This window comes from Streptomyces sp. CC208A, from assembly GCF_030010625.1.
Classification (GTDB): domain Bacteria; phylum Actinomycetota; class Actinomycetes; order Streptomycetales; family Streptomycetaceae; genus Streptomyces.
This window is the reverse complement of sequence record NZ_JASCXN010000006.1, coordinates 217,558-223,557: the sequence shown is the minus strand read 5'-3', so window position 1 is coordinate 223,557 and position 6,000 is coordinate 217,558. Positions and strand designations below refer to the sequence as shown.

6 protein-coding genes are annotated in these 6,000 nt (G+C 70.1%); 1 reads left to right on the top strand and 5 read right to left on the bottom strand.

Annotated features, from left to right (window positions below; all coding sequences use genetic code 11):
• The 4 genes from QK442_RS10340 to QK442_RS10325 form a co-directional block, all read right to left on the bottom strand.
• On the bottom strand, positions 1 to 903 hold a 903-nt coding region (locus QK442_RS10340; RefSeq protein WP_282693568.1), incomplete at its 3' end, for a DUF2637 domain-containing protein.
• On the bottom strand, positions 900 to 1,583 hold the full coding sequence (locus QK442_RS10335) for a WhiB family transcriptional regulator (protein WP_282693567.1): 684 nt from the start codon (positions 1,581 to 1,583) through the stop codon (positions 900 to 902). The genes QK442_RS10340 and QK442_RS10335, both read right to left, overlap by 4 nt.
• 118 nt (positions 1,584 to 1,701) lie before the next feature.
• Positions 1,702 to 2,454 carry an ATP-binding protein gene (locus QK442_RS10330; RefSeq protein WP_282693566.1) on the bottom strand — a complete coding sequence of 251 codons (753 nt, stop codon included), beginning with the start codon at positions 2,452 to 2,454 and terminating at the stop codon, positions 1,702 to 1,704.
• Positions 2,451 to 3,506, bottom strand: coding sequence for a hypothetical protein (locus QK442_RS10325; RefSeq protein WP_282693565.1), 1,056 nt, complete (start codon positions 3,504 to 3,506; stop codon positions 2,451 to 2,453). Before QK442_RS10325 ends, QK442_RS10330 begins: the two co-directional genes overlap by 4 nt.
• A 672-nt stretch (positions 3,507 to 4,178) precedes the next feature.
• Here QK442_RS10325 and QK442_RS10320 point away from each other — a divergent pair.
• Positions 4,179 to 5,051: a helix-turn-helix transcriptional regulator gene (locus QK442_RS10320; RefSeq protein ID WP_282693564.1), complete on the top strand. Its 873-nt coding sequence runs from the start codon at positions 4,179 to 4,181 to the stop codon at positions 5,049 to 5,051.
• 123 nt (positions 5,052 to 5,174) lie between these two features.
• Here QK442_RS10320 and QK442_RS10315 read toward each other — a convergent pair whose 3' ends face one another.
• Entirely contained in the window at positions 5,175 to 5,804 is a 630-nt protein-coding gene (locus QK442_RS10315; protein ID WP_282693563.1) for an HAD-IA family hydrolase, read from the bottom strand.
• Between the last annotated feature and the right edge of the window lie 196 nt (positions 5,805 to 6,000).

Below are 6,000 nucleotides of genomic sequence, written 5' to 3'. Positions count from 1 at the left end.
CGTCTCGGTCTCGGTCCCCGTCTCGGTCTCGGTCCCCGTCTCGGTCTCGGTCCCCGTCTCGGTCCCGGTCCCCGTTCCGGTCCCGGTCCCCGTTCCGGTCTCGGTCCCCGTCTCGGTCTCGGTCCCCGTCTCGGTCCCGGTCCCCGTCCCGGTCCCCGTCCCCGTTCCGGTCCCGGTCCCCGTTCCGGTCTCGGTCTCGGTCCCGGTTCCGGTCTCGGTCTCGGTCCCGGTCCCCGTTCCGGTCCCGGTCCCCGTTCCGGTCCCGGTCCCCGTCTCGGTCCCCGTCCCCGTCTCGGTCCCGGTCCCCGTCTCGGTCCCCGTCCCCGTTCCGGTCCCGGTCCCCGTTCCGGTCTCGGTCTCGGTCCCGGTTCCGGTCTCGGTCTCGGTCCCGGTCCCCGTTCCGGTCCCGGTCTCCGTCCCCATCTCCGGGGTGCCCCCTTCGTCGGTGCGCGGCTGCGGTGCGACGAGTTGGTGGATCTGCCGCATAAGGACTCCGAAGGCGAGGAGGGCGGCGGTTGGGGGGACGGCGGCGACGATGTAGTCGAGCAGCGGGACAGGTCCGTCGTTGCTGCCGCGGACTCCGGCCACGTTCAGTGCGATGGAGCCCACCGAGCCGGTGACCGTCAGGCCGATCGCCCACCAGTCCGTGACGCGCCTCAGCCCTGCACGCAGCATGAGCAGCTCGCCGGTCACGATGAAGGCGTCGATCGTTCCAGGCCATGCCCACTGCCGGGCGCGGGCGCTGCCCAGGCCGTGCTGGCCGGCGACTTCGGCCAGGTGGGCGTAGGACAGCCAGAAGGAGGCGATGGTCAGGGCCACGATGACGGCGCCGGCGGAGATCAGGACGTACCGCTCGGCCGCCTTCTGAGAGGGGCGGCCGGTCGGGGCGTAAGGGTGAGTCATGCTGCCTTTCGGAGGTCGTCGATGACGACGGGGGTGTGGACGTGCCGGTCGACGGGGACCACGTCGTCGCTCGGGCGCTCGGCATCAGGGGCATCCGCGTCCTGGGCGCTGCTCGCCGGCGGGTCGTCCGTGTTCGAACCGTCCTCCTGGGCGGGCACGACCGGGGCAGGGTCGGCGTGCAGGTTGTGCCGGTCGCGGTCCTCGATGGCGCAGGCTTCTTCGCTCATCAAGTCGCGGGCCCACTCGGCCGTGACGCCCAGGACATGGGCCAGGCGGGTCGTGCTCCAGCCCCTCGCGCAGGCGTACCGGACGACCGCGTCGCGCTCCAGACTGCTGAGGTGGACGTCCCGGCCGATGATCGCGGAGCGCACTCGCGTGTAGTCGAGGCGGTTGGCGAGCTTCTTACGCCACTGGGCGCGTTCCTTGAGGGTCAGGCCGCCCCACATGCCGTGCTCGACCCGGTTCTCCAGGGCGAAGTTCAGGCAGTCCCGCTGGACGGGGCAGGCCGCGCACACCTGCTTGGCCTGCTGACGGTCGCGGAAGCTGCGGGGGCCGTGGAAGAACAGCCGGTCGGCTTCCTTGGGGTTGATGCCGTAGCAGGCGGCGCGGGAGTGCCAGCTGTGGTCGGCGATCGAGCGGATGGTCGGCTGCGGACCGGTGTTGGTGGTGATGTAGCGCATCAGGGTGTCTTTCGGGTACGCCTCGGACTCCCTCGACGCCGGGGGCGGAGGAGGAGCAGGGGTGAGGCGGAGGGATGGGCCCGGCTGCGGCGGCGGGCCGAGGTGAGGAGGGCGCGTCTCAGCGCTGGAAGCGGCGGTCCGGGCCGGTGAAGCGGACCGGGGTGCACATGCCGGACATGCGGCTCAGCACGCGGTCGCCGACCAGGTCACGCAGGACCGGCTGGTGGGACGAGTCGGCGAGCTCGCGGACCGGAGGCAGGTTCGTGGTGAAGATCGTCGGCATCCGGTTCTGGCAGCGCCAGTTCACCAGCCGGAAGAGGACCTCCTCGGTCCACGCCGACGTTTTCGCCGCACCGACGTCGTCCAGGAGCAGCAGGGGCACCCGGACGATCCGGCGGAGCTGGTGCTCCAGGTCCACGCCGGCCTGCGGCCGGGTGTCGCCGAACAGGTCGGCGGCGGTGGTCGCGTGCCAGGCCACCCCGCACCCGGAGGCGGTCAGGGCCCGGATCGCGGCGTACGCCTGGTGCGTCTTGCCGGTCCCGAGGTTCCCCCAGAGCAGCAGCGACGGTCCGTGCATGATCCGCCGGCGCCCGGATACGCCGAACTGCGGGTTCAGCCCGCCGGCGGACGGGGCGACCGCGCCTTCGGCGACCTTGCGGACCCAGGCGGCGACATCGGGGTGCTCCACCAGGGCTTCGCGGTAGTCGATCGGGATCCGCAGCTGCGCGGCCTCCAGGGCCGGGATCGGCTCCGGGGTGTCCGGCAGCTCGGCGGCGGGGTCGATCCCGCGTTCGGCGAGCCTGGCCTCCAGGCGGGCTCGCAGACGCTCGGGCAGGGGCGGCTGCGGGTCGTCGAGCTGGTAGCGGGTCACAGTCGGCCTCCGAATCCGCTCGGCTCGGCGGCTGTGGGATCGAGGTAGGGCCTGTAGCCGGAGGTGGCCCAGGGCCCCGCGCCGGAGGCGCCGACGGCGGACGGAGACGGTGAGGCGTTCAGCGCCTCGTTGACCAGGCTCGGCAGCACGCTCCCGTGCAGGCCCTTCACCCGCAGCCGCTCCAGAGCGCTGCGGATCACCTCCGGGTCGTAGCCCTCCTCGACCAGAGCCTTCACGTGGCGACCGACCAGCCCCACGACATCCTTCGGAGGCCGGTGCGCGGACTCCCGCACGTACTCGGCCACCAGGGCCTTCACCGAGGCACCTTCCGGAGCGGTACGCGGGGCGGGGGCCTCGCCCCCCTTAGGGAAAGATCCAGGATCCAGGATCCTAGATCCAGGCGCTGCACCCTCGCGAGGCTTCGCCGAATCGTCGCCGAACCCCTTGTGACCTGCGGATTCGCTGGACATCACCGAGGCGGGCCGGGCGGGCTGCCCGTCACTGCTCACCCGCACCGGACCACCGTTCACGGCCTCCTCCGAGACGGCCGGGAACTGCTCGGGCGTGGCCGATTCCTGCGTATCGAGGGTTCGACGAGGGTGGTGCGAAGAGGTCTTGGCGGCGTCCGCGCGGCCAGCGGGCGCAGTGTGGGCGGGTGAGACCGTCGGGCACGCGTCCTTCGTGCAGGCGCCGCACTTCTGGTGACCCTGGTGGGCCGGGCACCGCGGGCGCCTGGACGCGGAGGGCCGGTCGATCTTCTGGTGCTTCTCCCACGTCACCACGTGGAGGTAGGCGTTCCCGTCGCAGCCGGTGTAGCGACAGATCAGGCCGGCCTCGGCGAGCTGCTCCAGATCGATGGCCACATGCGCCGGGGTGTGGTCGGCGCGAAGGGCCCAGAGCCGTCCCGCGATGATCGCGGGGTGGTCGCGGAAGCGACCGGAGTCGTCGGCCTGGGTGAGCAGCCCGAAGAAGGTGACCATCGCAGTCACGCCGACCGCGGCAAGATCCTCGGACTCGAACGCCTCGGGCTTGATGGTTCGGATGCGGGCCATCAGACGGCACCCCCGAGGACGGGGTTGCGGACGGGGGCTGTCGCCACGCAGGCCGAGGAATCTGGTCTTTTGCGTTGGGCAGCGGACATGACACAATCTCCTGTGCAGTGAAGCCGCACCGTTGTGGTCCCGTGAGAAGGATCGGTGCGGATGAAGGTGATCCCGGCCCTTGCCTGGGCGGGAACATCGTGAGCGTCCGGCGTCTGAGAGTTGCCTCTCTCAGGCGCCGTCGCCGTTTTTGCCGTCTATCCGGCGCGGCGGCGGCAGTAGTCCGTCATGTTCCTCCTCACCCCTGGGCCGGGCGGGCTGCCCGGCGAGCGACGACGAACATACGAGGACAGCGCGGAAAGGTCTAGACATAGCTCTACAGCCCCGTACAAGTTCCCGAGAGGCCCCGCCAGGCAGCGGTCGACGCTGACAGGGACACGGGGCTGCAGCGTTGCTGTCGGCAACGACTGGGCATCGGATCCAGCAGCGCGTTGCGCGCACGGCGTCGGCACCGCAACATGCATGGAAGGTCCTCCCCAGAGCAGGCACCATGGAAGGGTGAGGCCCGACCAGCAGGTGCGATACGGAAACTTACGTTAGTTTCACAGGCGCATCAAGCCTGGACTACAGTAGCCCCCGAGGCCGCCCCCGCCGGCCAGATCGCGACCCTGCAGGAGTACACACGTGCGCACTCGTCAGTTCGACGGCAAACGCCTTCGCGCTGCCCGAAGAGCCAGGGAGCTCAGCCAGAAGGATCTGGGCGCGGCCGTGGGCGTCAAGGGGCCGGCCGTGTCGCGGTGGGAGGACGGCCAGGAGTTCCCTAAGGGGGAGAAGCTTCCAGCGCTCGCAGCAGCTGTCGGTGAGCCGCTCGATGCCCTCTTTCCCGCCGACGGCCCGGCGGACCTCCACCTTCTTCGCTGCGACGCCGGCCTCAGCATCACGCAGGCCGCCGAGGTCATCAACGCGAGTCGCGTTCCGGTGAGCAACGCGGAGGGCGGCCGGCGCCGACTCAGCGAGGCGTACGTCAAGCCCCTCGCCCAGGCGTACGGCGTGACCGAAGCCGAGCTGCTGGCGGCCCAGGACGTAAGTTTCGGGGTACGCCCAGAGGGCTCCCGCGACGGCCCGGCCACGCCCCGGACAATCGGGGAAAAGATCAACTACCTCGTGCAGCACGGCTATGTCGGCCAGGAGGCGCCTTCCGACGAGGAGATCGCGCGACTGGTCAACGAGCACGCCGGGACAACAGCCGTGACGACCGAGGACATCGTCGCCCTTCGTGAGGGTGCGACGACCGAGGCTTCCGATGCAGTGCGCGCCGGCCTTGCCCACGCCCTCCAGGTCAACGTCGGCCTTTTCCAGGACGACGCCGAGCTCGGCGCCGAGGACCGCCAGTTCCTGGAGTCGCTCGTGTTCCTCGGCTCCATCCATCGAGGACAGATTCTCGGACTGGCGGCCCGCGGCAACGGTGAAGGTCTGTCCGCCGAGATGATGGCCAAGATCAACGAAGTCGTCGGAGAGCTGAGGCACAAGCTGCCAGAGGCACCGGGGAGCGAGTAACGCCGCCTGGGAGCACGGACTCGCGCCCTTGCCCTGAGGGGCCCTGCAACGCGAAGGACTCCGGCACCCCCACGGGGGTGCCGGAGTCCTTAGTCGTTTCTGGCCCTGCCTGGAGGCGGCGAATCAGGCCGTGGCGAGGTCCACGCCGAACAGCTCCGAAAGGGCAGCCACCGTCTGGCCGGGGTCCTGGTTGTGCACGCCCGTGATGCCCAGCTTCTCGGCGGCCTCGGTGTAAGCGGCGGTGTCGTCCACGAACACACACTCGGCGGCCGGTAGGCCCATGAGCTTGAGGGTGATTTCGAACAGCTCGGGGTCGGGCTTGCGCAGCAGGTGCCGTTCGGAGATCACCACGACGTCGTACAGCCGCTCCAGCTCGTAGCCGTCGTACAGATCCCACGGCGCCAAGCCCACCGAGTTGGACAGGATGCCCACCTTGATCCCCGCCCGCCGCGCCGCGGCTGCCGCGTCGATCATCAGAGGCTCGGGACGAAGGGTGCCGAAGATGCGGCCCATCAAGTTGTCCGGGGAGACGCCCAGCATCTTGCCGGCGAACGTGTTCCACTCCGTCTGAGAGACGACGCCGCGCTCGAGGTCGCTGGTGATCCGAACGCCCTCCTCGTCCTTGTAGAGGGCCGCGAGGCAGGCGCCCTTCGGAAGGCCCTCGCGCTGCTCGAAGGCGAGCACCGCGGGCAGCAGCGGGGTGGTGAGAACGCCTCCGAAATCAAGGATGAGACCCGTGGGGCGGTTGGACATGCGAGAACTCCAGGTTGCTGAGATTTCGGACGCCCATCCGGACCGGATAGGGTCGCGGCCCGGCTGCATCTGGCGACGGGAGTAAGAGTGCGTCGCGGCCGGGGTTCAATCACGGGGCGGAGGTAAGACCTGCTGGCAACCCGCATGACCACGGTACCAGCCGCGTTCGAGAAGTGCGGGTGTGGAAAATCACCCG